The organism is Streptomyces sp. NPDC000880 (assembly GCF_053599675.1).
In genome coordinates, this window is sequence record NZ_JBSFMS010000023.1 from 1 (window position 1) to 21,684 (window position 21,684).

At 69.8% G+C, this 21,684-nt stretch carries 22 protein-coding genes and 3 pseudogenes; 14 read left to right on the forward strand and 11 right to left on the reverse strand.

The features are described 5' to 3' along the window. Positions 1 to 41 precede the first annotated feature (41 nt). The 3 genes and pseudogenes from ACWDO5_RS10595 to ACWDO5_RS10605 all read right to left on the reverse strand — a co-directional run bounded on the left by ACWDO5_RS10595 (position 42) and on the right by ACWDO5_RS10605 (position 1,909). Positions 42 to 635: a TetR/AcrR family transcriptional regulator gene (locus ACWDO5_RS10595; RefSeq protein WP_450529949.1), complete on the reverse strand. Its 594-nt coding sequence runs from the start codon at positions 633 to 635 to the stop codon at positions 42 to 44. Positions 636 to 668: 33 nt separating this feature from the next. Beyond that, positions 669 to 1,097 (reverse strand): annotated as a pseudogene (locus tag ACWDO5_RS10600) (AMP-binding enzyme); the annotation flags it as partial. 47 nt (positions 1,098 to 1,144) lie between these two features. Next, positions 1,145 to 1,909 (reverse strand): SDR family oxidoreductase, encoded by a 765-nt coding sequence (locus ACWDO5_RS10605; RefSeq protein ID WP_450529950.1) that lies wholly within the window; start codon positions 1,907 to 1,909, stop codon positions 1,145 to 1,147. 205 nt (positions 1,910 to 2,114) lie between these two features. Between ACWDO5_RS10605 and ACWDO5_RS10610 the strand changes: the two genes are divergently transcribed. Beyond that, complete coding sequence (locus ACWDO5_RS10610; RefSeq protein WP_450529951.1) at positions 2,115 to 3,365, forward strand: exo-beta-N-acetylmuramidase NamZ family protein; 1,251 nt, start codon at positions 2,115 to 2,117, stop codon at positions 3,363 to 3,365. 169 nt (positions 3,366 to 3,534) lie between these two features. Continuing rightward, positions 3,535 to 4,842 carry a serine-threonine protein kinase gene (locus ACWDO5_RS10615; protein ID WP_450529952.1) on the forward strand — a complete coding sequence of 436 codons (1,308 nt, stop codon included), beginning with the start codon at positions 3,535 to 3,537 and terminating at the stop codon, positions 4,840 to 4,842. A gap of 36 nt (positions 4,843 to 4,878) precedes the next feature. Here ACWDO5_RS10615 and ACWDO5_RS10620 read toward each other — a convergent pair whose 3' ends face one another. After that, positions 4,879 to 5,157, reverse strand: a complete 279-nt coding sequence (locus ACWDO5_RS10620) for a hypothetical protein (RefSeq protein WP_450529953.1) — start codon at positions 5,155 to 5,157, stop codon at positions 4,879 to 4,881. 130 nt (positions 5,158 to 5,287) lie between these two features. Then, positions 5,288 to 5,443, reverse strand: coding sequence for a hypothetical protein (locus ACWDO5_RS10625; protein WP_450529954.1), 156 nt, complete (start codon positions 5,441 to 5,443; stop codon positions 5,288 to 5,290). A gap of 122 nt (positions 5,444 to 5,565) precedes the next feature. Between ACWDO5_RS10625 and ACWDO5_RS10630 the strand changes: the two genes are divergently transcribed. The 3 genes and pseudogenes from ACWDO5_RS10630 to ACWDO5_RS10640 all read left to right on the forward strand — a co-directional run. Then, positions 5,566 to 6,177 carry a hypothetical protein gene (locus ACWDO5_RS10630; RefSeq protein ID WP_450529955.1) on the forward strand — a complete coding sequence of 204 codons (612 nt, stop codon included), beginning with the start codon at positions 5,566 to 5,568 and terminating at the stop codon, positions 6,175 to 6,177. A 70-nt stretch (positions 6,178 to 6,247) separates the two neighbouring features. Next, positions 6,248 to 6,535, forward strand: a pseudogene (locus ACWDO5_RS10635) (3-keto-5-aminohexanoate cleavage protein); the annotation flags it as partial. Next, positions 6,523 to 7,219 (forward strand): annotated as a pseudogene (locus ACWDO5_RS10640) (RNA ligase (ATP)); the annotation flags it as partial. The pseudogenes ACWDO5_RS10635 and ACWDO5_RS10640, both read left to right, overlap by 13 nt. Positions 7,220 to 7,555: 336 nt before the next feature. Here the strand turns inward: ACWDO5_RS10640 and soxR are convergent. After that, the gene (soxR, locus tag ACWDO5_RS10645) at positions 7,556 to 8,035 is read right to left on the reverse strand and encodes a redox-sensitive transcriptional activator SoxR (protein ID WP_450529956.1); all 480 of its coding nucleotides are present in this window, start codon (positions 8,033 to 8,035) and stop codon (positions 7,556 to 7,558) included. Positions 8,036 to 8,182: 147 nt separating this feature from the next. On the opposite strand from soxR, the gene ACWDO5_RS10650 reads away from it, so the two are divergent. Beyond that, on the forward strand, positions 8,183 to 8,644 hold the full coding sequence (locus tag ACWDO5_RS10650; RefSeq protein ID WP_450529957.1) for a MaoC family dehydratase: 462 nt from the start codon (positions 8,183 to 8,185) through the stop codon (positions 8,642 to 8,644). A 9-nt stretch (positions 8,645 to 8,653) separates the two neighbouring features. Here ACWDO5_RS10650 and ACWDO5_RS10655 read toward each other — a convergent pair whose 3' ends face one another. From ACWDO5_RS10655 to ACWDO5_RS10665, 3 genes are all read right to left on the reverse strand, one after another. Then, the gene (locus ACWDO5_RS10655; protein ID WP_450529958.1) at positions 8,654 to 9,277 is read right to left on the reverse strand and encodes a TetR/AcrR family transcriptional regulator; all 624 of its coding nucleotides are present in this window, start codon (positions 9,275 to 9,277) and stop codon (positions 8,654 to 8,656) included. 69 nt (positions 9,278 to 9,346) lie between these two features. After that, a complete protein-coding gene (locus ACWDO5_RS10660) occupies positions 9,347 to 9,634 on the reverse strand; it encodes a YiaA/YiaB family inner membrane protein (RefSeq protein WP_450529959.1) in 288 nt (95 codons plus the stop codon). A gap of 106 nt (positions 9,635 to 9,740) precedes the next feature. Beyond that, positions 9,741 to 10,892 (reverse strand): acyl-CoA dehydrogenase family protein, encoded by a 1,152-nt coding sequence (locus ACWDO5_RS10665; RefSeq protein ID WP_450529960.1) that lies wholly within the window; start codon positions 10,890 to 10,892, stop codon positions 9,741 to 9,743. 64 nt (positions 10,893 to 10,956) lie between these two features. On the opposite strand from ACWDO5_RS10665, the gene ACWDO5_RS10670 reads away from it, so the two are divergent. Beyond that, complete coding sequence (locus tag ACWDO5_RS10670; RefSeq protein WP_356230501.1) at positions 10,957 to 11,601, forward strand: TetR/AcrR family transcriptional regulator; 645 nt, start codon at positions 10,957 to 10,959, stop codon at positions 11,599 to 11,601. 69 nt (positions 11,602 to 11,670) lie between these two features. Beyond that, positions 11,671 to 12,669 (forward strand): DMT family transporter, encoded by a 999-nt coding sequence (locus ACWDO5_RS10675; protein ID WP_450529961.1) that lies wholly within the window; start codon positions 11,671 to 11,673, stop codon positions 12,667 to 12,669. A gap of 118 nt (positions 12,670 to 12,787) precedes the next feature. On the opposite strand, the gene ACWDO5_RS10680 is transcribed toward ACWDO5_RS10675, so the two are convergent. Further along, positions 12,788 to 14,125 (reverse strand): MFS transporter, encoded by a 1,338-nt coding sequence (locus ACWDO5_RS10680; RefSeq protein ID WP_450529962.1) that lies wholly within the window; start codon positions 14,123 to 14,125, stop codon positions 12,788 to 12,790. A gap of 239 nt (positions 14,126 to 14,364) precedes the next feature. Continuing rightward, positions 14,365 to 15,375, reverse strand: coding sequence for a LacI family DNA-binding transcriptional regulator (locus ACWDO5_RS10685; protein WP_450529963.1), 1,011 nt, complete (start codon positions 15,373 to 15,375; stop codon positions 14,365 to 14,367). Positions 15,376 to 15,657: 282 nt separating this feature from the next. Here ACWDO5_RS10685 and ACWDO5_RS10690 point away from each other — a divergent pair, with 282 nt between their 5' ends. The 6 genes from ACWDO5_RS10690 (at position 15,658) to ACWDO5_RS10715 (ending at position 21,553) form a co-directional block, all read left to right on the forward strand. Next, positions 15,658 to 16,860 (forward strand): amino acid ABC transporter substrate-binding protein, encoded by a 1,203-nt coding sequence (locus ACWDO5_RS10690; protein WP_450529964.1) that lies wholly within the window; start codon positions 15,658 to 15,660, stop codon positions 16,858 to 16,860. A 7-nt stretch (positions 16,861 to 16,867) separates the two neighbouring features. Then, entirely contained in the window at positions 16,868 to 17,743 is an 876-nt protein-coding gene (locus ACWDO5_RS10695) for a branched-chain amino acid ABC transporter permease (protein ID WP_450529965.1), read from the forward strand. A 41-nt stretch (positions 17,744 to 17,784) separates the two neighbouring features. After that, positions 17,785 to 18,972, forward strand: a complete 1,188-nt coding sequence (locus ACWDO5_RS10700; RefSeq protein ID WP_450529966.1) for a branched-chain amino acid ABC transporter permease — start codon at positions 17,785 to 17,787, stop codon at positions 18,970 to 18,972. Then, entirely contained in the window at positions 18,969 to 19,700 is a 732-nt protein-coding gene (locus ACWDO5_RS10705) for an ABC transporter ATP-binding protein (RefSeq protein ID WP_450529967.1), read from the forward strand. The genes ACWDO5_RS10700 and ACWDO5_RS10705 overlap by 4 nt, the downstream gene beginning before the upstream one ends. A gap of 3 nt (positions 19,701 to 19,703) precedes the next feature. Next, a complete protein-coding gene (locus ACWDO5_RS10710; RefSeq protein ID WP_450529968.1) occupies positions 19,704 to 20,507 on the forward strand; it encodes an ABC transporter ATP-binding protein in 804 nt (267 codons plus the stop codon). Between the two features lie 104 nt (positions 20,508 to 20,611). Next, positions 20,612 to 21,553 (forward strand): NAD(P)-dependent oxidoreductase, encoded by a 942-nt coding sequence (locus ACWDO5_RS10715; RefSeq protein ID WP_450529969.1) that lies wholly within the window; start codon positions 20,612 to 20,614, stop codon positions 21,551 to 21,553. Positions 21,554 to 21,684: the final 131 nt, after the last annotated feature.

Sequence of the window (21,684 nt, forward strand, 5' to 3'; positions counted from 1 at the left end):
CTTGATTTCAAGCCCGTCCGGCGATTGAGGACCGGAAAACGCTACGGGCGCAGTGCCCTGAGCAGCATGTCCGCCAGATGGTCCGCCACTTGCTGCGGAGTGAGCGGGCCGTCCGGCCGGTACCAGGTCGACAGATGATGGACCGACCCGAAGTGGTAGTCCACAACCAGGTCCGCGGGGGTGGCCGAGGAGAAGACCCCGCTCTGCTGGCCCTCTTCGACCAGCGCGCGGAACCGCTCATGGTAGCGGCGGCGCTCGGCACGCACCTGCTTGTGCTTCTCCGGGCTCAGATGGTGCATGGAGCGGAAGAAGATCGCGGCGTCGTCGAGGTTGTCGATGGTCGTGACGACCACATCGGCGGCGGCGCCGCGCAACCGCAGCTCGACCGGCTCGTCGGCGTCCGCGAACGCGTCGAGCCGCTCCTGCTGGAGCCGCAGCACCCGCGCGTAGACCTCCTGGAGCAGGTCTTCCTTGGAGCCGAAGTAGTGGTACAGCGCGCCCTTGGTGACGCCGGCCGCCTCGACGATCTCCTGGACCGAGGTGCGGTCGTATCCTCGCTCGGCGAAGAGCCGGGTGGCGGCGGCCAGCAGCCTCTGCGGGACGGGGGTGCCGTCCCCGTCCGTCGTCCTGGCCATTGCCGCCACCCGCCTCTCGTCAGTTCCTTGGGTTCACCCGGGGAAACGCAGTTCCCGCCTGAGGATCTTCCCACTTGTGGTCTTCGGCAGCTCCGGCAGGACCTCGACTTCGCGCGGGTACTTGTACGCCGCCAGTCGCTCCGCACAGTACGGGGAGATCTCGGCCGGTTCGGCGGTGGCCCCCGGGCGCAGACTCACGTACGCCTTGACACTCTCGCCGCGGTAGTCGTCGGGTATGCCGACCACGGCCGCCTCGCGGACCGCCGGGTGGGTGTAGAGGACGTCCTCGACCTCGCGCGGCCAGACCTTGAAGCCGGACGCGTTGATCATGTCCTTCTTGCGGTCGACGACATAGAGCCAGCCTCCGCGTCCATGAAGCCGACGTCGCCGGTGCGCAGCTCACCGTCCGGGAACGCCTCGGCGGTGGCGTCGGGGCAGCCGCCAGTAGCCGGGCACCACCTGGGCGTCGCTGAGCTGGGCGAGCCAGGGCTTGGCGGCGTAGATCGAGGTCACTGGACCGTCCCTTCCCACTTCTGCTGGATGTGGTTCATACCGGCCAGCCAGCGGTCGGGAGTGGCGGCGCGGGCCTGGTAGTACCCGGCGACCTCGGGGTGCGGAAGGATCAGGAAGCGGTCCGCTTCGATGCCCTCGAACAATGCGTCGACGACGTCCTCGGGCTCGATCGCGGTCGGCGCGAGGACCAGTTCGCCCGCCGATCCGGCCGCGGTGAGCATGTCCGTACGCACGCCCTGCGGGCAGATGGCGTGCACCTTGAGGCCGCGGTGGCGGTAACTGAGGGAGAGCCACTCGGCGAAGGCGTACGCGCCGTGCTTGGAGACGCTGTACGGGGCCGCGCCCACCATGGTGAGCAGCCCGGCGGCGGAGACGGTGGAGATGAAGCGGCCGCTGCCGCGCTCCAGCCAGTCGGGCAGCAGGGTGCGGGCGGCGCGGACGTGCGCCATGACATTGACGTCCCAGGCCGCGGCCCAGACTTCCTCGTCGGCGAAGGCGTCGCCGGGCGAGGCGAGGCCCGCGTTGGCGCAGTACACGTCGACGGTGCCATCCAGTGCGTCGCGAGCCGCCGCCACGATCTCGGAGGCATCGCCGGGGACCGCGGTCGCGCCGATCTCGTCGGCGATCGTCTTGGTCCTTGTGGGGTCGATATCGTTGACCACGACGCGGGCGCCCTCGGCCGCGAACCTGCGGGCCAGTGCGGCGCCTATGCCGCCGCCCGCGCCCGTGACCACCACTCCAGCGCCCTGCACCGTACTCATCAAGCTCCGCCTCTCTGCGCGCCGACTACCCGGACAGACTAACCAGTCGGTATGTAGCGGGGGAAGGGCGCGGGTAGGGGCGGGTACGGTCGGTACCGGGCCGCGGGTGCCGGATGCGAACCGTGGGCGCCGGGATCGTTCCCCGCACCCGCCGTGCGCGCTAGCGTGCGTGGCCATGACAGACAGCGATCACGGAGGTAACCCGATGAGCCTGTCCAGACGGGGTTTGCTGGCCGCCGCCGGCGCAGTGACTGCAGGCGGCGCGGTGGGAGCCGCGACCGCATCGCCCGCCGCCGCCCACCCGGGCCGCGGCCGGGTCCGCACCGGCTTCGACCGGCTGGCCGCCGACGGCTACCGGCTGCTGTCCGGAGAGCGGGTGGGAGTGGTCACCAACCCGACCGGGATCACCCACGACGCGCAGCACATCGTGGACGTGATGCACCCGGACAACCGGGTGAACCTGGTCGCCGTGTTCGGCCCGGAGCACGGCTTCCGCGGCACGGCCCAGGCGGGCGGCTCCGAGGGCCGCCACGACGACCCGGCGACCGGGCTGCCCGTGTACGACACGTATCTCAAGAGCGGGCAGCCGCTCGCCGACATCTTCACCGCGTCGGGCGTGCAGACGATCGTCTTCGACATCCAGGACGCCGGCGCGCGCTTCTACACGTACATCTGGACGCTCTACGACTGCATGCAAGCGGCCGCGCTCGCGGGCAAGCGCTTCGTGGTGCTGGACCGGCCGAATCCGGTGACCGGGCGGGCGGCGCTCGGGCCCGTACTGGACAAGGCCTTCGCGACCTTCGTCGGCCGCGAGCCGATCGCGCAGGCGCACGGCATGACGGTCACCGAGCTGGCAGAGCTGTTCAACGGCGAATTCCTGACGCGGCCCGTGGAGCTGGAGACGGTACGGATGTCGGGCTGGCGGCGTTCGGACTTCTTCGACGCCACGGGCCTGCCGTGGGTGCCGCCGAGCCCCAATATGCCGACGCCCGACACCGCGCTGGTGTACTCGGGCACCTGCCTCTTCGAGGGCACGAACCTGTCGGAGGGGCGCGGCACGACGCGCCCGTTCGAACTGCTGGGCGCTGAGGGCATCGACCGCCGCTGGGCGGAGGCTGCGAACGCTCTGGACCTGCCGGGTGTCCGTTTCCGCGAGGCGTACTTCGCGCCGACGTTCTCCAAGTTCCAGGGCAAGACCGCCGGCGGGGTTCAACTGCACGTCCACGACCGGGAGTCGTACGACCCGGTGCGCACGGGCATCGCCCTGCTGGTGACTGCGAAGCGGACCTGGAGCGGCTTCGCCTGGCGGCCGGACAACTGGATCGACAAGCTGACGGGCTCGACAAAGGTCCGCACGATGATCGACGCGGGGGCGGGGACGGACGAGGTGGTAGGGGCGTGGCGGGACGAACTGGCCGCGTTCCGGGCCGTGCGGAAGAGGTATCTGCGGTACTGACGGGGGCATGGGGGCCGGCCCGGGTCCGCGCCGCCGACCGGGTCTGACCGTCCGGGACCGGCCACGACCGAGCCCGGCCGACTACCGCCGAAGGTATGGCCGTCTCTCCCCTTGCGCAGGATGCTGTGGCACAAGGGGTTGAAACCGGGACAACGGGGAGGGGCAGGCCATGCTGCAGATGAGTGTGCGTCCGTACCGGGACATCACCTTCGACAAGGACGGCGACGTCGACACCGCGCAGCGCGAGCGACTGGCCGAAATGGATGTCACCGATCTGGTCATGTTCGCGCACGGATGGAACAACTCGCCCGCCATCGCGAACCGGCTGTACTCGGCCTTCTTCGCACCGTTCCCTGGGCTGCTGGCGGCCACTCCCGAGGTGCGGCTCGGATATGTGGGCGTCGTATGGCCCTCCATGAAGTTCATGGACGAGGCGATCCCCGACTTTCAGCCGTCGGCCGCCGGCCCGCTGCTGGGCTCCGGTCTTGACAAGGGCACGCGGGATGCCCTGGTCCAGCTGTTCCCCGGGCACGACGGGACGGTGGCGCGGCTGGCCCAACTGCTCGACGAACGGCCCGAGTCCGAGGAAGCGTTCGCGGAGTTCGCCGTGCTGGCAAGGCAGTTGGCCGAAGCCCCGCCCGGCGGCCTGGAGGCCGGCATCAGCGACGATCTGCCGTATGACGAGCAGGGCCCGCCCGCCGTGCTGTACGAGGACGCCCTCACGATGTGCCGGAGGTTCGCCCTGGCGCTGGAGGAGACCGGTGAGGTGACCGAGAAGGAGCCCGCCCTCTTGTCCTTCTCCTTCGGCGGCGGGCTCAAGAAGGCGTGGAAGGGCGCGAAGGAGCTGCTGCGGCAGACGACGTACTACGCGATGAAGCGGCGCGCCGGGACGGTCGGCGAGCTGGGCCTGGGCCCGCTGCTCGGACAGCTGTCCCGGTCGTCCCCCGAGGTGCGGGTGCATCTGGTCGGCCACAGCCAGGGGGCGCGGCTGGTGTCGTTCGCGCTGCGCGGACTGCCCGACGGGGTACGCAACGTAAAGTCGCTGACGCTCCTCCAGGGGGCCTTCTCGCACTATGCGTTCGCGCAGAGCCTGCCGCATTCGACGCACAGCGGCGGGGCTCTGAGCGCCATGGAGCAGCGGGTCGACGGTCCCGTGGTGGCCTGCTATTCACGGCACGACAGTGCGCTCGGGGTGATGTATCCGCTGGCATCGAGCCTGGCCGGGGACGACGCGAGTGCGGTCGGGCTCGACAAGCGCTGGTGGGCGATGGGGCACAACGGCATCCAGGCCGTACGGCCGCTGGTCCGGCTCACCCTGGAGGAGGCTCTGCGGCAGGGTATTCCCGGCTCGGGCTGCGTCAGTGTGGACACGGCGTCGGTGGTGCGGCGCGGCGGGCCGCCGTCGGGTGCGCACAGCGACATCTGTCATGAGGAGCTGGCCCGGGTGGTGCTGGCCGCGGGCCGCATCGAACGCTGAGTCGCCACTCAACGCCCCTGCGAACCAAAGCTGTTGTCACCTGGGGGACGGGAGTTCGATGGCCTGCTGATACGTCGGCCGGCTCTGCCGGCTGATCGCAGGGTGGGTGATGCCGCCCAGCGCACAGTGGATGATCGCGTCCGAGCACCACTGGTCCGGTGTCCGCGGTGGCCGGGGGATGTCCGGCGACGGCCGCAGCGCCTTGCGTACGGGGCTCGAGCGCAGCGCCATGTCGTGCAGCAGCCCGGGCGGGCAGCCGGGAATGATGGGCGGCGTATGCGAAGACCCCGGGGCCGTGTCGTGCGACATGGCCATGTCCGGTCCTCGGTCAGATCGCCCGCTCGGTGAGAATCTCGCAGATCTCGGTGTCGGCGGCGGCCATTGAGCGCGTCGAGGAGCGAGCCCGGGGGGAGGTTGGCGGCGAGGCCGCGCAGGATGTTCTCGGTCAGAGACCGGCCGCCTCGGTCTTGTGCAGGTCGCGGGCGCAGGCCGCGACGGGTGCGGGTTCGCCCAGGGCCGCGATCGGCTGTACACCGACGACGACATGCATCCGGCCACCGGGCAGCCGCTGCTCACTGAAGATCGAACTCTCCACCGGCACGCCCGGCATCGTAGGCGAAATCCGGCTGATGACTGCCATCTGATTTTTTGATGGAGCCGGATCGGGCACACGTACGTCCATTCCATGACGCAGAAGTACGAGCCGACGGAGGTGGCAGTGCGATGGCCGGTTTCCGGAGTCTTGCGAGACAGGTGCGCGACGCGCGGTGTGATCTGGCGCTCAGGCGCTATTCGCTGCGCAAGTGCCTGGAGCGATTTGCCCCCTATGGGCACCGGGCGACCTGGGATCATCTGTGCGCGAGGCACAGCATCGAGCCCGAGGACCGGGCGCCCGATCCGGCGCGGCTGGTGGCCGCGCTCGAGGAGTTGGAGCAGGCGCGGGCGGTCTGGCTCGCGTACGAAGAGAGTTTCGCGGACCGCCGCAAGCGCGAGAAGCACGACGGGCTGCGGCGGCCGGCGTCCATCGACGACTGGCACCGGCGGACCTGGGGCGGGAACGGCGTCGCGCGCTGCGAGAGGCCGGCCGCGCATCCTTCGGCGCCGCTCGACGAGGTGCTGCGGCGGCTGATAGCGGCGCTGGAGACGGAACCGGGCGCCGCATGCCCGGTGTGCGGGGGGACGCACATCGTGTGGCGGCAGGATCTGGCGAACGAGCCGTGGTTCGGGCCGGTGTGCACGGGCTGCGGCATTGTCGTGCCGCAGCCCGTTCTGACGTCCGAGGCCGTAGCGGCGGCCAAACGGGCGTGGCGCAAGGAGCTGGCGTCGGTCGCCTGAGGCGCGCGGGGGCGGTCGACGAAATCGCTGAGCCCCCGCGTTGTCAGTGGTGGCCGGCACCATCGACGGCATGATCCAGGTCTGCTTGAACGGGCCCCTTTCGGCCAGTGACGGCGCTGGCGTGCCACTGTCGCCCGGGGCGATGGCCGAGTCGGCGGCGGAAGCTGTCGCGGCCGGTGCCGCCGCGGTGCATGTGCACCCCAAGACACCGTGCGGCGACGACACCCTGTCGCCGCGCGCCCTGGCCGAGGTGCTCACGGCGATACGGGCCGCGGTGGACGTCCCCGTCGGAGTGACCACGGGCGCCCGGGCGGAGCCCGATCCCGGGCGCCGGGTGGAGCGCGTCCGCTCCTGGACGGGGATGTGGAGACCGCACCCGATCTGCTGCCGTGGGTAGACATCGAGAACATCCAGCGCTACCCCGACATCTTCGCGCCCGGCGAGCCGGTGGTCGTCACCGAGAAGCTGCACGGCTCGGCCTGCCTGCTGACGTACAGCGTCGCGAACGGCGGGAAGGTCCAGGTGTCGTCGAAGGGCTTCGGTGCGAAGGGCCTCGCGCTCACGGAGGACCCGCGCAATCTCTACTGGCGCGCGGTGCTCGCCCATGACGTCCCGGCGGTCGTGGCACGCCTCGCCGAGAAGCTGGGGGCGAGCCGGGTCGGGCTCTTCGGCGAGGTGTACGGCGCGGGGGTGCAGGACCTGGGCTATGGGGCCAATGCCCGTTCCGGGGCATTGGGTTACGCGGTCTTCGACGTATCGGCGGAGATATCCGGCCAGATCCGCTGGCTGGACCCGGCAGAGCTGCTGGAGGGTGAACTGCCGCTGGTGCCCCGGCTGTACGAGTGTCCGTACGACATCGACGAGGTGCTGGAGCTGGCGAGCGGCCAGGAGACGGTGTCGGGGCGCGAGCTGCACCTGCGCGAGGGTGTCGTGGTCCGCCCCGCTGTGGAGCGCTACAGCCCGGTGGGTGGGCGGCAGGGCGATCGCGAAGGCGGTGAGCCCCGCGTATCTGACCCGCAAGGGCGGCACGGAGTACGAGTGAGCCCGCCGGACGTGCCCGGGCCCGCCCACGGGGGTGCGGGTCCGCGCTCGATCCGCGGAAAAGGTGGGCCCGCCACGGGGGTGCGGGCCCACCATTCGCTCCTGCGCCCGCACTCGCGTGAGTTGCCGCCCTGCGGGCGGGGCCGGTCTCGCACAGGCCCGCCCGGTCTCGCGCCGCGCTCGGCGGCGAAGACCACGCGGCCGGCCCGGTGCCGTGAGCGCTCAAGGGCCGCGCAGCCGCCCGGCATCGCAGGGCACCACCCCTCGGATGGGCCCGCCTTGCTCGCCTCGGGCCCGGCGACGCCGCGCCCGCCTCGCCCAGGCGCGCGCTCCCGCCTCAGGCCTCGCACTTCCCCGGCTTCCGGCCCTCCGGGAGTAGGCGGGAGCCCGTCATCCGGTCGCCGAAGATGTCGTCCGGGTTGGACAGTACGCAGGTCTCCAGCGAGAGGCAGCCGCAGCTGATGCAGTCGGTGAGGTGGTCACGGAGGCGGCCGAGTTGCTGGATGCGCTGGTCGAGTTCCGTGCGCCATGCCTCGGACAGCCGCGCCCAGTCCTCCCGGTCCGGCGTGCGCTCCTCCGGGAGTTCGGCGAGGGCCTTCCGGATCGTCGCGAGGGGGATGCCGACGCGCTGCGCGGCGCGGACGAAGGCGACGCGGCGCAGCGCGTCCCTGCTGTAGCGGCGCTGGTTTCCGCTGGTCCGGCGGCTGCTGATCAGGCCCTTGGACTCGTAGAAGTGGAGGGCGGACACCGCCGCGCCGCTGCGCGCGGACAGCTGGCCGACCGTGAGCTCGTGAATCGACTCGGGAATCTGTGGCACTCCTCGAAGCCTACTGGTGGTCGACCACTGGTCGTTGGCCGCTGGTCGTTCGCCACTGGGCGTGCGTTGACAGAGCGCGCACACCCAACCATGCTGAGCAAGCGCTTAGACGAGAGCTTGAACGCTTGAGAGGCAGGGACCAGGGACATGGCTGAGCCGAGGATCTTCACCTCCGCCGACGAACTGCGCGCCGGGGTCGGCGAGCAGCTGGGTTACAGCGACTGGCTGGAGATCGAGCAGAAGCGGATCGATCTCTTCGCCGAGGCCACGGGCGACCACCAGTGGATCCACGTGGACCCCGAGCGCGCGGCGAGCGGCCCCTTCGGCACGACGATCGCGCACGGCTATCTCACACTGTCGCTGCTGCCGACCCTCGTGCCGCAGGTCCTGCGCGTCGAGGGCATGAAGATGGGCATCAACTACGGGGCCAACAAGGTCCGCTTCCCCGCCCCCGTGCCGGTGGGCTCGCGGCTGCGCGCCACCACGGTCCTGCAGAACGTCGAAGAGGCGGGCGGCGGCGTGCAGGTGACCGCACTCGTCACGGTCGAGCGCGAGGGTGGCGACAAGCCGGTGTGCGTGGCCGAGTCGGTGTCCCGCTACTTCTTCTGAGCCGCCGGCCTACTTCTGAGCGGTGACCATCCGCCGGACGAGGTCGGCGTAGAGCGCGCCGACCTCGTCGGGCGTCCTGCGCCCCTTGGTGTTGAACCAGCGCGCCACGTCGATGCAGAGCGACAGCACGGCCACGGTCGTGCCTGGCACGTCCGGGACGTCGAACTCCCCCGACTCCACCCCCTCGCGCAGAATCCCGCGTACGACGGCGTCGCTGCGGCGGCGCAGCTCCACGATCTCGGAGCGGTGTTCGTCGGAGAGCGCGTCGAGTTCGTACTGCACCACGCGCGCGGTGTTGTGCCGGCCGGCGTGCCAGCGGACGAAGGAACTCACGGCTTCGGCGAGCCGCTCGGAGGGCGTGCCCTCGGTGCCGGCCGCCGCCGACAGGACCGCCAGAGCCTTTTCGTGCCCGATCCGGCTGATCCGGTGGAGCAGCTCTTCCTTGGTCTTGTAGTGGATGTAGAGCGCGGCTGGGCTCATCCCGGCGCGGCCCGCGATGTCCCGGGTCGTCGTCGCGTGATAGCCCCGCTCGGCGAAGGCATCGACGGCGGCGACGAGCAGCTTCTTCGCCGCCTCGGGCGTGACCTCGTCCCACGGCATGTCCTCGCCCGCCGTGTTCTCCGCCGTACTCATCGCTCGCCCCTTCCGTTCAGCAGAAGGCACACCCTACCCCGCCGGTGAGCAAGCGCTTAGCGCTTGGGGTCAGAGCTTCGAGAAGGGGTCGTGGTCGGCGAGCAGCTTCTCCAGCCTGGCCTGGTCGACGCGGCTGACGATCTGCCCGGCCTCCTGACGGTCCCTGATCACCTTGGCCAGGGTGAACGCCGACGTCGTGAGGTAGAGGACTGCGATGGCGAGAAAGCCGCGCACCCAGGCGTCCGCGTCGAGATAGAGGATGCCGAGGCTGACGGCCGCCAGGGCCACGGCGAAGGAGGCGACTGCCTGTCCGTAGAAGGCCGTCGTGCTCTGCTGCTTGACCGGTGTCTCACTCATGCCCGTCAGCATCGGCGGGTGCGGCCCCCGCCACATCCGCTCCCGTACTCACTGACCTACTCAAAGGCTCCGGCACCAAAAGGCTCCGCGCTGAAGGCCCCGGGATTCAGAAGGCGGAGACTCCGGTCAGCGCGCGGCCGATGATCAGTTTCTGTATCTGGCTGGTGCCTTCGTAGAGGGTCATCACACGGGCGTCGCGCAGCAGCTTTCCGACCGGGTACTCGTCGATGTAGCCGTAACCGCCGAAGACCTGCAGGGCGTTGTTGGCCGCGCGCACCGCCGCCTCGGACGCGAAGAGCTTCGCCTGGGACGCGGCGGTGGCGAAGTCCTCGCCCCGGTCGATCAGGTCGGCGACCCGCCAGGTCAGCAGACGGGCCGCGGCCACGTCGACGGAGATGTCGCTGATCAGCTCCTGCACCAGCTGATACGAGGCGATGGACTTGCCGAACTGTTCGCGCTCTCCCGCGTAGCCGACGGCCGAGTCGAGGGCGGCCTGCGCGATGCCGACACAGCCCGCCGCGACCGACATCCGCCCCTTGGCGAGCGCGGACATGGCGACGGAGAAGCCCTTGCCCTCGGGCCCGAGCATCGCGGCGGCGGGCACCCGGACGCCGTCGAGCACCAGCTCGGCGGTGGCCTGGCCGCGCAGGCCGAGCTTTCCGTGGATGGTGCGGCGGGTCAGCCCCGGGGTGTCCGTGGGCACCAGGAAGGCGGAGACGCCCTTGTGTCCGGGCGTGTCATTGGTACGGGCGAACAGGAGCACCACATCGGCCCAGGTGCCGTTGGTGATGAACATCTTCGAGCCGTTGATGACGTAGTCGTCGCCGTCACGCACGGCCTTGGTGGTCAGATTTCCGGCGTCGGACCCGGTCCCCGGCTCGGTGAGCCCGAAACAGCCGAGTGCCTCACCGGCCGTGAGCCGTGGCAGCCAGTGGCGCTTCTGAGTCTCGTCGCCCCAGGCCGCGACAGCCTTGGTGACCAGACCCAGCGATACGGACACGATGCCGCGCACCGATGAGTCACCGCGTCCGAGCTCCTCGGTGACCAGGCAGTACGCCAGATGGTCGCCGCCCGAGCCGCCGTACTCCTCGTCGATCGTGAGCCCGAGGAAGCCGAGCGCGCCCAGCTTCTTCACGATCGACCCGTCGACGCTCTCGGCACGGTCCCACTCGACGACGTTCGGGGTGATCTCGCGGTCGACGAAGTCCTTGGCCAGCTGCCGTACGGCTGCCTGCTCCTCGCTGAGCTCCAGGTTCATGCGCCACACCCCACTTTTAACTATCACTGCTAGTTTCTTGTTGGCAGGCCCTACTATGTGCCGCATGGCCCGCCCGCGCAAGCCCCTCCTCAGTAGAGAACGCATCGTCGAGACGGCGAGCGCGCTCGTGGACGCCGAGGGTCTCGACGCCGTCTCCACCCGGCGGCTCGCGGCCGAGCTCGGCGTCAGCGGCCCCTCCCTCTACAACCACTTCCGCAACAAGGACGAGATCCTCGACGCCGTCGCCGACGCGGTCAGCGCGCAGGTCGATCTGTCGATGTTCGAGGAGGACGACGAGCGGGACTGGCGCACCGCGCTGCACGACTGGGCCGTCTCCTACCGCGCGGCCCTGACCGCCCACCCCAACACCGTGCCGGTCCTGGCCCGCGGCCCAGGACGCCGCCCGGCCGGCCTCAGGGTGGCGGACGCGGTCTTCGGCGCGATGGTCCGCGCGGGCTGGCCACCGGCCCAGGCGACGTACATCGGCGCTCTGATGCGGTACTTCATCACCGGCTCGGCGCTCGGCTCCTTCGCCCGGGGCTTCGTCGACGACGAGACGGCGTACGACCCGGCCGACTATCCGCACCTCGGCCAGGCGCATCTGCTGGCCGAGCGGCAGCAGAAGGTGGACGAGGGCGCGTTCGAGACGGGGCTGCGTGCACTCATCGACGGCCTGGCCGTGCAGTACGCGGCGCTGGCGCGTGCCTGACCCGCGCGGCGGCACCTAGCCGGGGATATTGCGGTGAGCGCCGAAGGGTCGAGCCCGTACGGTCGGCCCATGACGAACTCCTCGCCCTCCGCCCACCGGTCGCAGTGGCCCGCCCTGGCCGCCGCGGGCGTCACCGTCGTTCTGTGGGCCTCTGCCTTTGTGTCGATCCGCAGCGCCGGCCAGGCGTACTCCCCCGGCGCGCTGGCCCTGGGACGGCTGCTTGCCGGGTCCCTGGCTCTCGGCTGCGTCCTGCTGATCCGGCGCGAGGGACTGCCGCCGCGTGCCGCCTGGCCCGGGATCGCCATATCCGGGCTTCTCTGGTTCGGCGTCTACATGGTGGTCCTCAACTGGGGCGAGCAGGAGGTCGACGCGGGCACCGCGGCGATGGTCGTGAACATCGGCCCGGTCCTGATCGCGCTGCTCGGCGCGCGGCTGCTGGGCGAGGCGCTGCCGTCGCGGCTGCTGGCCGGGATGGCAGTGTCTTTCGCGGGAGCGGTGACCGTGGGACTTTCGATGTCGGGCGAGGGCAGCGCCTCCACGCTGGGTGTGCTGCTGTGCCTGCTGGCGGCAGTGGGGTACGCGGGCGGAGTGGTGAGCCAGAAGCCCGCACTGGCGCATGCGAGCGCGCTCCAGGTGACGACGTTCGGGTGCCTGGTCGGCGCGGTCGCCTGTCTGCCGTTCATCGGGCAACTGGTCTCCGAGGCCGAGCGGGCGCCGCTGTCGGCCACACTCAACATGGTCTACCTGGGCGTGTTCCCGACCGCCCTCGCGTTCACGACTTGGGCGTACGCTCTGGCCCGTACGACCGCGGGACGGATGGGCGCGACGACCTACGCCGTGCCGGCGCTGGTGGTGCTGATGTCGTGGCTGGCGCTGGACGAGGTGCCGGGCTGGCTGACTCTGGCGGGCGGCGCGCTGTGCCTGGCCGGAGTGGCCGTCTCCCGCAGCCGGTCCCGGCGAGTGGCCGCCCCCGCCTCGCCCTCACAGGCTCTGGCGGGGGAGCCCACAGCCGCGGACCCGGGGACGCCGGAGCCCGACGCGCCCGGGGTCCGGGGCCGTCGGAGCTGACCGGCGCTCTCCCGCAGCCGGCGGTGTGTCCCCGTGACGTGAGTGAGTGCGGCCGCCCCGGCGGGGGAAGTAGGGACGGCCGCGCACAGGGGTCTCACGTGCGAGAGGCGCGAACGGTTCACTCCTGGGCGGCGGCCCCGCCGGCAGTCCGGGCGGCGGCCCGAGTCGCCAGAATCTTGATCGAGATGAGCGCGACGACAGCGAGGCCGATGATGTAGGCGGACACAGCCATCGACGTGCCGGTGGCCTCCAGGAGCAGGACCATCATGAACGGGGCCAGTCCGCCGCCGAACACCGCCGCGATCTGGTAGCCGAGCGAGGCTCCCGTGTAGCGCATCTCGGCGGTGAACAGCTCGGCGAAGAGGGCGGCCTGCGGGCCGTACATGATGCTCAGGAAACAGCTGGTGACGAAGGTGCCGACGCCCAGCCAGAGCAGCGACTTGGTGTCGATCAGCAGGAACATCGGGATCGCCCAGACCAGCAGCCCGACCGCGCCGAAGGCATAGATACGCAGCCGCCCGATGCGGTCGGAGAGCGCGGCTGCCGCGGGTATCAGCGCCAGTTGGGTGAGGCTGACGCAGAGCGACACGGTGAGCACGGCGCTGCGCTTCATGTCGAGTTCGCGGGTCGCGTAGTCGAGCACGCCGGTGATGATGATGTAGAAGGTCGCGGTGTTGACCGCGAACGAGCCGCCGGCCAGGAAGACAGTGCCGAGGTGCTCCCGCAGGATCGTGCGCAGCGGCGAGCGGGGTTCGCCCTTCTCCTGCGCGGCCAGGGCGTGTTCGGCCGCGCGGAACTCCGGGGTCTCCTCCACCCGGGTGTGGATGAACCAGGCGAGCGCGAGCACCAGGAAGCCGACGAAGAAGGGGACGCGCCAGCCCCAGGCGGCGAAGGTGGAGTCGCTGGTGAGGGCTCCGGCGACCAGGAAGACGGTGTTGGCACTCACCACACCGATGGGGACACCGAGTTGGACGAGGCTGCCGTACAGCCCGCGCTTGCCCTCGGGGGCGTACTCCGTGGCCATCAGCATCGCGCCGCCCCACTGGGCGCCGACCGCGATGCCCTGGACGACGCGGAAGAGCACCAGCAACACGGGGGCGGCGATGCCGATCGTCTCGTACGTCGGGAGCAGGCCGATTCCGGTGGTGGCGAGGCCCATCAGGGTCAGCGCGAGGACCAGCATCGGCTTGCGGCCGCGCTTGTCGCCGAGCTGGCCCGCGATGATGCCTCCGATGGGGCGGGCGAGGAAGCCGACGGCGAAGGTGGCGAAGGCGGCGAGCACGCCGGCCGACGAACTGCCGGCGGGGAAGTACAGATCGCCGAGAACGAGGGCGGCGGCGATGCCGAAGACGAAGTAGTCGTACCACTCGACGGCGGAGGCGAGGGCGGCCGCGGTGGCCACGCGGCGACGGCGGGGATCCGCGATGGGGGCGGTGAGCGATGGGGCGGTGTCCATACTGTGCACACTCCGATGGGTACGGGGACGAGGAGTGCGGGGAACATACCGACTGGTGGGTATGTGGTCAACGGTTTGCGCAGGTGGTTGCATCAGACAGCGGCTGCTCATTCCCGCGATGTCGATCTCTGCGGAGGGCGGCCGCCTTCTTCGGTGCTGTCGACGCCGCCGTCCCCTCCGGCCTCGCTGCGGTGAGGCGGGTCCGGAGGACACCACCGCCGGCGTTGGCTCAGGGGCAGCTACGGCCGGGCAGGCCCCGTCGAAGCACGGACGACGAGGTCGCAGCCCAGAAGCAGCGACCGCGGTGGGCCTGGCTGCTCGACGCATTCGAGCAGCATGCGGGCCGCGGCCACCCCGATCTCGCTCTGCGGTACATGAACGGTGGTCAGCGGGGGGTTCAGCCGCGACAGGAACGGCATGTCGTTGAAGCCGATGACGGACATGTCATCGGGGCAGAGCATCCCGGCGGCGTTCAACGCGTCCAGCGCGCCCAGTGCGAGCAGGTCGTTCGCGGCGAACACCGCCGTCGTACCTGCCGAACCCTCGAGCAACTGCCGCATGGCGCTCTCGCCGGCCGTCTCGCTGAAGGAGTCTGCGAATACGACAGGGCACGCGGAGGGATCCAGCCCGTTGCGGTCGCACGCGTCGACGAACGCGCGGTAGCGGACCAGGCCGGTCGACAGCTCCTGGGGGCCTGCGATGTGAGCGATGCGCCGGTGCCCCAGCGACACGAAGTGGGCGACGGCGGCGCGCACGCCCGCGGCCTCGTCACCGGCCACGGACGGTACGTGATGGCTGTCCATGACCCGGTTGACCAGCACCATCGGCACACCATCGGCAGCAGCGGCCTCCAGGAGCGGATGCTTGCGGCGAGCGGTCGCCACGATGAAACCGTCGCACTGGCGTCCGCGGAGTTCGGCGAACAGATGCCGCTCCTTGTCCTGATCGTTGTCGGTGTTGACCAACAGGGCCGAGCACCCCGCAGAGGCGAGGACCTTCTCCACTCCGCGCACGATGGGCGGGAAGAGGGGGTTGGTCAGGTCCGGGATGAGCACCGCGATGATGTTCGAGCGGCGGGTGCGCAGCGCACGAGCGACTGAATTGGCCTGGTAACCCAAGCGGTCAGCCGCCTTCTGGACTCGCCGAGCGGTCTCGGCCGAGACGCGGCCGCGGGTCTTCGGGTTCAGGGCCTTCGACGCGGTCCCGGGATGCACTCCGGCCGCTCGCGCCACGTCGCTGAGGCTTGTCATGCCCGAATCCTAAGAGGTCCGGTGAACAGCGGCAATGGATTGCGATGGATAGGGCCACCCACACCCTTGACAGGCCTGTAACGCAGTTCTAACGTCGCGGCAACCGATTGCGGTGGCGTCACGGGATCACCGTCTGGGCCCGTGGCGGGATGGTCATCAGTTCCAATCTTCTGAGGAAGAGAGTGACTTGCGATGTATGGCAATCGTTTGCCGCGGAGCGTGTTCCGCGCCGGCCCAAGCCCCCGGCAGCGGACGCGGGCGCACCGCTTTCTCCCGCCTGCGGTGGCCGCGGCCGCCTGCCTGGCGCTGGCCGCGTGCGGCCCGGCCACCGGCGGCTCCAGTCAGGGCTCGTCGTCGAAGGACACGCTGACCGTCGGAGTGTCCTTGTCGCTCACTGGCGACTTCGCCGATCCCGGCAAGGCCGCCAGGCGCGGCTATGAGCTGTGGGCCGACGATGTCAACTCCCGCGGCGGCGTCCTGGGCCGCAAGGTCGTCGTGAAGATCGTCGACGACACCTCGAACCCCAACCAGGTGACGACGAACTACACCAACCTCATCACGAAGGACAAGGTCGACCTGGTCTTCGGCCCCTTCTCCAGCATGCTGACCATCCCGGCCTCACAGGTCGCCAAGCGCTACAACTACGCCTTCCTCGAGCCGGCGGGCGGCGGCCCGACGGTGTTCGAGCAGAAGCTGAACAACCTGTTCTTCGTCCAGCCCGCCGCGATCGTCAAGCAGGGCGACATCTTCGTGGACTACGTGCTCAGCCTTCCTGCCGCGCAGCGGCCGAAGACCGCAGCCTACGCGGCGCTGGACGACCCGTTCGCGACTCCGCTGGCGGACAACGTCCGTAAGCGGTTGGAGGGCGCCGGTATCAAGACCGTCTACTCCGAGACCTACCCCGACAGCCTGACCGACTTGACGCCGGTCATCACCAAGGTCGCCGCTGCCAAGCCCGATCTGGTCGTCGGCGGTACGCAGTCCGAGGACGCGTACGCACAGGTAAAAGCCATGATCCAGCTCGGGTTCAACCCGAAGTGGCTGTTCTTGTCCAACGGGGCCAACAACCCGTTGGAATTCCCCGACAAGGTCGGCGCGGAGAACGTCAACGGCATCTTCTCCACCGGTGACTGGTACGCGGGATCCACGCAGCAGGGCGCCGCCGAATTCGTGAAGGCGTACCTCAAGAAGTACGGCGGCAAGGAGACCGGCATCGACACGACCAGCGCCGAGGCGTACTCCGCCGGCGTGCTCGTCGAAGAAGTGGCCAGGAAAACCAACAAGATCGACAACGCGACCCTCATATCGGCCCTGCACTCGGGCACATGGTCGACCCCGATAGGCGACCTCTCGTGGGACGCCAATGGTGAGCCGCAAGGTCGCTACACCCTGGTGCAGTGGCAGAAGGAGCGCCTGACGCCGGTCTTCCCGACGGGTGTCGCGGCCGCCCAGCCGCTCACGGCCAAGCCGGCGTGGGGGGGTTGAGCCGCTCGTGCACACCCTCATCCAGGCGGTCATCCTCGGTGTCCTCACCGGCGGCGTGTACGCGCTGATGGCCAGTGGACAGACGCTGATTTTCGGCATCATGCGCGTGGTCAACCTGGCGCAGGGCGCCATGGTGGTACTGAGCGCCTACCTTTCCTACACGCTCTTCACCTGGGCCGGCATCGACCCCTTCCTCAGCATCCTCATCACGGCACCGCTGATGTTCCTGCTCGGGGTCACCGTGCAGTGGGTCTTCCTGCGCCCGCTGAAGGCGGGCGAGGGCGAGTTGAGCCTGCTGGTCATGTTCGCCTTCGCGCTGGGCATCGAAGGAGTGCTGGCCGTGGCGTACAAGACGACCTACAGGTCCATCAACACCAGCTACCGCGATGCCGCGTGGGTCGTCGGGGACTACCGGCTCTCGGTGACGCGGCTTGCCGCGTTCGCTCTGTCCCTGGCCGTCCTGGGCGGGCTCTGGCTGCTGCTGCACCGCAGCCGGTTCGGCGCCTCTGTCCGGGCCACGGTGCAGAACCCGACTGCGGCGCGCCTGTTGGGGGTCAACCCCGAACGGGTCTCCGCTCTCGGCTTCGGCCTGGGCGCGGCAACCGCGTGCGCGGCCGGCTCGGTGTTCGGCCTGGTTTACCCCTTCAACTCCGCCAGCCACTACGACCTCATCGCCCGGTTGCTGGCAATCGTCGTCCTCGGTGGGCTCGGCAGCCTGGGCGGGGCCGTGGCCGCGAGTGTGCTGATGGGTGTCGCCGAGGCCGTGGTGGCCGCGACCTGGTCGCCGGTCTGGGCCAGCTTCACGTTCTTCGTGGTGCTGCTGGTCGTCCTGCTGGTGCGGCCGCGTGGCCTGTTCGGCGCGCAGATGCGGGGCGCGCTGTGAGCACTTCGGCAACCTCATCGGCGAGTGCACCCGCAGCCTCGATGCCCCGAGCGCTGCTGTCCGTCTCCCGGCTGCGCGCCGCGGTACCCGTCGCGGTCTTCGGAGCGCTTCTTGCCGCGCCGTGGACAGTCGGCGAGCAGTGGATCCTCAACCTGCTGGTGTTCACCCTCATGTCGGCCGCCATGGCGAGCGCATGGAATCTGGTCGGCGGCTTCGCCGGCTATCCCTCGCTGGGACATGCCGCGTTCTTCGGAGTGGGCGCCTACACCGAAGCCATCTGGTTCCACCACAACCCGCCGACGTCCGGGTGGGAGCCGTTCCTCGCGCTGCCGGTCGTCGCGGTGCTCACGGCCCTGGTCGGGCTGCCGGTGGCGTGGGTCGCGATGCGCACTCGGGCGGCGACGTTCGCCATCGTCACCATCACGCTGGTCTTCGTCGCCCAGACCATCGCCTACAACGCCCGCGGACTGACTGGCGGCGCCCAAGGCATCGGAATCCCACCGGCGCCCTTCGATGCGGCCTACTACGCCTTCCCCTTCTACTACGTCCTTGTCGCGGTACTCGCGATCGCCGTCGCCATCACGGCGTTCGTCCAACGCTCGCGGCTCGGGCTCGTGCTGGCCAGTGTCCGCGACGACGAGGACAAGGCGCGCGGTGTCGGTGCGCCGACCACGCTCGCCAAACTCGCCGCGTTCGCCTTGTCGGTCGGCATCACCGGCGCGGTCGGCGCGGTGTGGGCGTACTACGTCTCCTTCGTCTACCCACCGTTCGCCGTCGACCCGCTGGTGACCATCGGCATGGTCCTCATGGTGTATCTGGGCGGGCGGGCCATCTTGTGGGGCCCGGTGCTGGGCGCCTTCCTCGTCGTGCCGGTGCAGCAGTACCTCGCCTACCGTCTCGGAGCGAATTCGCTGTACCTCGTCGGATACGCCGCGCTGTTCCTGGTCGTCATGCTGGTTCTGCCCAGGGGAATCCTTCCGTCGATCAGCGACTGGCTCACCGCACGACGGCAGCGCGCCGGTGGGGCCGCCACCGCACCGGGCGGCGAACGCGACGTCCACGGCGCGGGAGAGCCCGGCCCGGCGCCACCGGCCGAAGCCACCGGTGCGAAGCCGTCCCGGCCTGTGCCGTCCAGCGGACGTCAGGTGACGGCAACGACCGGTTCCGGTTCTGATTCTGGTTCTGATACCGGCAAGCATCCGACGGGAGAGCAGGTGAGCGACCGATGAGTGCGCTGCTCGAGGTCCGCAATGTCACCAAGTCCTTTGGCGGAGTGCAAGCGGTCCGGAACTGTTCCTTCGAGGTCGAGCAAGGCTCGGTCACCGCTCTCATCGGGCCCAACGGGTCCGGTAAGACGACCGCGTTCAACATGATCACTGGGTATCTCGGCGCGGACGCAGGCTCGGTGCGCTTCGCCGGCGTCGACTACCGCAAGCCCGACCCGGCGGTGCTGTACCGCCGTGGCCTGACCCGCACGTTCCAGCAAGCGCGGATCTTCTCATCGCTCAGCGTGCGGGAGAATCTGGTCGCCGCTGCCGGTCACCGCTGGACCGGACTGCTCGGACCGCGCGCCGCCCGAAGGGACGTGGAACGGGCCGACGCGCTGCTGGAGGACTTCGGCCTGGCCGCCAAGGCGGAACTGGCCGCCGCGGACCTGTCCTACGGACAACGCAAACTGTGCGAGTTCGCCGCCGTGCTCATGTCCGATCCCTCCCTGGTCCTGCTGGACGAGCCGACTGCGGGAGTGAACCCGGTGATGATCGAAGCGATGGAACGCCACATCAGGGCGAGGAACGCCGCCGGAGTGACGTTCCTCGTCGTCGAACACGACATGCCGCTCGTCATGCGCCTGTGCGACCCCGTGATCGTCCTCGACCGCGGCTGTCCCATCGCGACCGGCACGCCGGCGCAGATCCAAAGCGACCCGCAGGTCCTCGACGCCTATCTGGGGGAATAGCCCATGACCCATCCCTCATCGAAGCCGCACGAGCGCGCGGCGGCAGCCGCCGGCAACGCGCCGGAGCGGCAGGAGCTTTTGCGGCTGGACGGGGTCACCGCCGGCTACGGTGCCGGCCTGATCCTGCGCGGTGTCGACCTCGCCCTGACCGCCGGCCAGGTGACGTGCCTGATCGGGCCCAACGGGTCGGGTAAGTCCACCACGCTCAAGACGGTCTCAGGTCTGCTCAAGCCGGTCGAGGGCACCGTCACCTTCCGCGGCGAGGACATCACCCGCCTCAGCGCACGGCAACGGCTCATGCGCGGCATCGTCCACGTGCCTCAGGACCGCAGTCTGTTCCCCGCGATGACGGTGCGTGAGAACGTGCAGATGGGCGGCTATGTGCTGCGTGACCGTCGGCTCCTTGCACGGCGGTGGGAGGAGATCGCCTCCTCGTTCCGCCTGATCGCCGAACGGGCAGGCGCCCACGCCGGCTCCCTGTCCGGCGGCGAGCAGAAGACGGTCGAGATCGCTCGGACGCTCATGCTCGATCCCGCCCTCATCCTCCTCGACGAACCGTCCATCGGCCTGGACCCCAAGTCACGCACCGCGGTGTTCAAGAATGTTGCCGAGCTGGCAGCATCCGGACGCACCATCCTCCTCGTCGAGCAGAACGCCCGCTCGGGGCTGGCGGTCTCCCAGACCGGTGCCGTCCTCGAAGCGGGACGAGTCGCCCTGACCGGTTCGGGATCCGACCTGCTCACCGACCCCGAGGTCGGCCGGTTGTACCTGGGAGCCGGCACCGCCGTGGCCGGAACCACGCCCTAGGACCTCCCTCGCGTGGGCGCAGCGTCGCCGCGCACGGACCTCTGCTGACTCGCGCCACGAGCCCGGTCCGGCCGTGGCCCGGACTCTTGAAAAGGGATCTCCTCATGACTGACTCCGCCAGTAAGCCCACCATCGGCTGGGCAGGCACCGGACGCATGGGATACGCCATGGTCGCGCGCCTGCTCAAGGCCGGTCACGACGTCACCGTCTACAACCGCACGCGAGCCAAGTGCGAGCCGCTGGCCGGCCTCGGAGCGACCATCGTGGACACCGTCGCGGCACTCGCCGACCGGGACGTCGTCTTCATCATGGTCAGCGCCAGTAATGACTTCGCCGAGGTGACCGTCGGCGAGCAGGGCATTCTGCGTCAGCCGTCCAAGCCGCGCGTCCTCGTCGACTGTTCCACGGTGTCCGCCTCGGTGTCGGCCCAAGTGCGAGAAGAGGCCGAGCAGTCCGGTACGTCCCTTCTGGCGGCTCCGGTCTCGGGCAATGCGAAGGTGGTCAAGGCCGGCAAGCTGTCCATGGTTGTCTCCGGCCCCCGCGATGTCTTCAACGAGGTGGAGCCGCTACTGACGACCATCGCGCGCGCCGTGACGTACGCCGGTGAGGGGGAAGTCGCGCGCCTGGTCAAGCTCGCGCACAACATCTTTCTGGGCGTGGTCACCCAGGCGATGGCGGAGATCACCGTCCTCGCCGAGAAGGGCGGCGTCAGCCGCGCGGCGTTCCTGGACTTCCTGAACGACTCGGTCATGGGGTCGGTTTTCACCCGGTACAAGACGCCCGCGTTCGTCAACCTCGATCTGGCCCCCACGTTCACGCCCGAACTGCTGCGCAAGGACTTCGATCTCGGCCTGGCCGCGGCGCGTGAGCTGGAGGTTCCCATGCCGGTCGCGTCGCTCACCCATCAGCTGGTGCAGCACTCCATCGGCCGGGGCCACCGGGACACCGATTTCGCCGTTCTGCTGCTCGAGGCGGCACAGGCCGCCGGACTGACGCTGTCCCCGGAGCGGACCGAGGTCGGCGACGGCCTGGATGCCACGCCTTGAGGCGCCGGCGGTCGGCGTGATAGCTCGGCGCAGGCGGCTGGGGCCGCCCGCGCCGAGCCAATACGACGACGCCTGTGACGGGCCCTCTCACCTGCCCGGCGGGAAACGATCTTGGGGTACGTGGGAGAAGG

Bases quoted from the DNA above. Each gene is read 5' to 3' on its own strand.
- ACWDO5_RS10595 (WP_450529949.1), bottom strand. From the start codon at position 635: ATGGCCAGGACGACGGACGGGGACGGCACCCCCGTCCCGCAGAGGCTG.
- ACWDO5_RS10605 (WP_450529950.1), bottom strand. From the start codon at position 1,909: ATGAGTACGGTGCAGGGCGCTGGAGTGGTGGTCACGGGCGCGGGCGGC.
- ACWDO5_RS10610 (WP_450529951.1), top strand. From the start codon at position 2,115: ATGAGCCTGTCCAGACGGGGTTTGCTGGCCGCCGCCGGCGCAGTGACT.
- ACWDO5_RS10615 (WP_450529952.1), top strand. From the start codon at position 3,535: ATGCTGCAGATGAGTGTGCGTCCGTACCGGGACATCACCTTCGACAAG.
- ACWDO5_RS10620 (WP_450529953.1), bottom strand. From the start codon at position 5,157: ATGGCCATGTCGCACGACACGGCCCCGGGGTCTTCGCATACGCCGCCC.
- ACWDO5_RS10630 (WP_450529955.1), top strand. From the start codon at position 5,566: ATGGCCGGTTTCCGGAGTCTTGCGAGACAGGTGCGCGACGCGCGGTGT.
- ACWDO5_RS10650 (WP_450529957.1), top strand. From the start codon at position 8,183: ATGGCTGAGCCGAGGATCTTCACCTCCGCCGACGAACTGCGCGCCGGG.
- ACWDO5_RS10655 (WP_450529958.1), bottom strand. From the start codon at position 9,277: ATGAGTACGGCGGAGAACACGGCGGGCGAGGACATGCCGTGGGACGAG.
- ACWDO5_RS10660 (WP_450529959.1), bottom strand. From the start codon at position 9,634: ATGAGTGAGACACCGGTCAAGCAGCAGAGCACGACGGCCTTCTACGGA.
- ACWDO5_RS10665 (WP_450529960.1), bottom strand. From the start codon at position 10,892: ATGAACCTGGAGCTCAGCGAGGAGCAGGCAGCCGTACGGCAGCTGGCC.
- ACWDO5_RS10670 (WP_356230501.1), top strand. From the start codon at position 10,957: ATGGCCCGCCCGCGCAAGCCCCTCCTCAGTAGAGAACGCATCGTCGAG.
- ACWDO5_RS10675 (WP_450529961.1), top strand. From the start codon at position 11,671: ATGACGAACTCCTCGCCCTCCGCCCACCGGTCGCAGTGGCCCGCCCTG.
- ACWDO5_RS10680 (WP_450529962.1), bottom strand. From the start codon at position 14,125: ATGGACACCGCCCCATCGCTCACCGCCCCCATCGCGGATCCCCGCCGT.
- ACWDO5_RS10685 (WP_450529963.1), bottom strand. From the start codon at position 15,375: ATGACAAGCCTCAGCGACGTGGCGCGAGCGGCCGGAGTGCATCCCGGG.
- ACWDO5_RS10700 (WP_450529966.1), top strand. From the start codon at position 17,785: ATGCCCCGAGCGCTGCTGTCCGTCTCCCGGCTGCGCGCCGCGGTACCC.
- ACWDO5_RS10705 (WP_450529967.1), top strand. From the start codon at position 18,969: ATGAGTGCGCTGCTCGAGGTCCGCAATGTCACCAAGTCCTTTGGCGGA.
- ACWDO5_RS10710 (WP_450529968.1), top strand. From the start codon at position 19,704: ATGACCCATCCCTCATCGAAGCCGCACGAGCGCGCGGCGGCAGCCGCC.
- ACWDO5_RS10715 (WP_450529969.1), top strand. From the start codon at position 20,612: ATGACTGACTCCGCCAGTAAGCCCACCATCGGCTGGGCAGGCACCGGA.